The following is a 2,127-nucleotide window of genomic DNA, read 5'->3' on the forward strand; positions in this document are numbered from 1 at the left end:
CCCCAATTACGGAGCCCTCCCAAGAATCCACAACCCGGCAATTGGCAAGCCATTTTCCAACTACTCAAATGCGATTCCCCTCCCTCAAGGGGGGGAGATTCCAACGCCAGTTACCCCACAAACCCACGCGCTTGTGCGAATTGTCGCAAAACGGCTTGTTGGCCGAATGGCCGCAGCGGCAGAAGATTGAGCCGGAAAGGGCCGGAGCTACGCCTGGCTGCCCGGCGAGCCTTCGAACGACCTCTCGACGGAAACGGCAGGTCGCTCGCGGCAGAAATACAAAATCGCCAGCATCACCGCGACAAGCAGGATGGCGTAATAGATCGACACGCGGGCATAGACCTCCGCCTTTTCCACCGGGAACGAGCGGCCCTCGATGGCGGCGCGCGCCACCATCGAGGCAATCAGCGCGTCGCGGGAGAAGATGAGGTTTATCGCGGTCAATGGCAGGACCGAGGCGAACAGCAGGGCATTGCAGAGCTTCGCCTTGGGCTCGAATCGCAACAGCATCACGCCACACCAACTGTAAAGGGCGCTGTAGAGCGCAGCGGCCGCGGTCTTCAGCGGCGTGTCCTCCACCATGAACAGGAACGGCGTGCCGTCGTCGCCCTCGGTGAGGCGCAGCAGGTACAGATCCCGGACAGGACACCGAGCGTGCCAAGCAACAGATTGGCCCATTGACGCTGGCCGGCCGGCTGCTCCGTCTGCGCATAGGACAGCAGCCATTCGCCCACCGAGACGTTTGCCACCCGTACAAGGCTAAGCAGGATCAGCGAAAGGACCTGCTGGGCCGCCCATGACGCCGGCTGGCCAAGAACGGTCTCGGCAACGCCGGGAAACAGCCGGTCGGCCAGGACGACGGCCGCGTTCACCCAGACGTAATCGATACAGAGGCTGAGAAACAGCAAGACATATTTGCGCAATCTGAAATCCCCCCAAGCCCGACGAACCGCCGTTCCGGCACATGCACGCACCGGTAGCAAAGACCTAGCATCAACCGAGCGCCGTTGTCGAAGGCCGAAATTGGCGGCGAGCTGGGCCAAGGGAGAGTAATCTCCCCCCTTGAGGGGGAGATGTCGCCGAAGGCGACAGAGGGGGTCGGTACGTCCTGACGCGACCTCGATCGCGGACAGAGGATGCAGGCGCTCCACGCGAGACAATCCCCTCTGTCCTGCCAGACATCTCCCCCACGAGTGGGGAGATTGGCAGCTTTGGCAGCAACGCCAGCCTACCCGACAAACCCCACCTTCTTATGCGTCCCATCACAAAACGGCTTGTTGGCGGAATGGCCGCAGCGGCAGAGGAAGGTGCGTTGGGTGCGGTCGACCGTGTGGCCGGTGCCAGTGACGATTTCGAGATTGCCCTCGAGCTTGAGCGGGCCGTTCTTCGTCGGGGTTACCGTCAGCGGGCCATTCCTCGCATCCAGCGCCGGCGTGTCCTTCAGCGCCGGCTCGCCGGTGGCGGTAAAGCCGGATTTGGTGTGGCTGCCATCGCAGAACGGCTTGTTTTCCGAAGCGCCGCAGCGGCAGAGCGTGGCGCGATAAAACGTCTCCTCACCAAGCACGATCTCGGCATGCAGCGCCAGCGGACCGTTTTCCCTGATGCGGACAATGTTGACCACCGGCGGCTTTTCCTGCGGCCCGCCATCCTTCCTGACATAAGTGATGGCGCCCGACGGGCAGCTTTCGGCGATCGCCACGATCTTCTCGACGCTGGCCGCCTCGGGATGGATCCACTGGCCCTTGGCGTTGGGCACGAAGGCATGCGGATCGCCGAGCACGCAATTACGCGAATGGATGCAGCGTTTTCCCGAAAAGCCGACATCGATGTTTTCGCTTTCGACCATGCCTGCCATAGCTGCGCTCCTTGCTGATGCCTCACGCTATGGCGGTTGCCCGGACGGCGTCAAGCCGGCGTCCGCGATACCCTTCTCCCCCTGTGGGAGAAGGTGGATCGGCGCGCAGCGCCGAGACGGTTGAGGGGTGTTGGAAGAAACTCAACGCCGCGATCCGTCCAGCACCCCTCATCCGACCGAGCTTCGCTCGGCCACCTTCTCCCACAAGGAGGGCTTTGCACGGGGAGCGAAGTCGCGTTTGGTGGGTTAATGGGGCCTTTTTGAAGGCCTGC

At 62.6% G+C, this 2,127-nt stretch carries 4 protein-coding genes; all 4 read right to left on the bottom strand.

From position 1 onward, the window contains the following. Positions 1–64: 64 nt before the first annotated feature. Complete coding sequence (locus CIT26_RS38810; RefSeq protein ID WP_143747860.1) at positions 65–274, bottom strand: CDGSH iron-sulfur domain-containing protein; 210 nt, start codon at positions 272–274, stop codon at positions 65–67. Next, positions 208–582, bottom strand: a complete 375-nt coding sequence (locus CIT26_RS36635) for a hypothetical protein (RefSeq protein WP_167391435.1) — start codon at positions 580–582, stop codon at positions 208–210. Before CIT26_RS36635 ends, CIT26_RS38810 begins: the two co-directional genes overlap by 67 nt. Further along, the gene (locus CIT26_RS35965; protein ID WP_143747858.1) at positions 561–923 is read right to left on the bottom strand and encodes a hypothetical protein; all 363 of its coding nucleotides are present in this window, start codon (positions 921–923) and stop codon (positions 561–563) included. Before CIT26_RS35965 ends, CIT26_RS36635 begins: the two co-directional genes overlap by 22 nt. A gap of 305 nt (positions 924–1,228) precedes the next feature. Next, positions 1,229–1,855, bottom strand: coding sequence for a CDGSH iron-sulfur domain-containing protein (locus tag CIT26_RS17370; RefSeq protein ID WP_095493728.1), 627 nt, complete (start codon positions 1,853–1,855; stop codon positions 1,229–1,231). Positions 1,856–2,127: the final 272 nt, after the last annotated feature.

Source organism: Mesorhizobium temperatum (assembly GCF_002284575.1).
GTDB lineage: Bacteria > Pseudomonadota > Alphaproteobacteria > Rhizobiales > Rhizobiaceae > Mesorhizobium > Mesorhizobium temperatum.

What these genes read in the sequence shown, in the direction of transcription:
- CIT26_RS17370 (WP_095493728.1), bottom strand. Translation starts at nt 1,855, where the DNA reads ATGGCAGGCATGGTCGAAAGCGAAAACATCGATGTCGGCTTTTCGGGA.
- CIT26_RS36635 (WP_167391435.1), bottom strand. Translation starts at nt 582, where the DNA reads ATGGTGGAGGACACGCCGCTGAAGACCGCGGCCGCTGCGCTCTACAGC.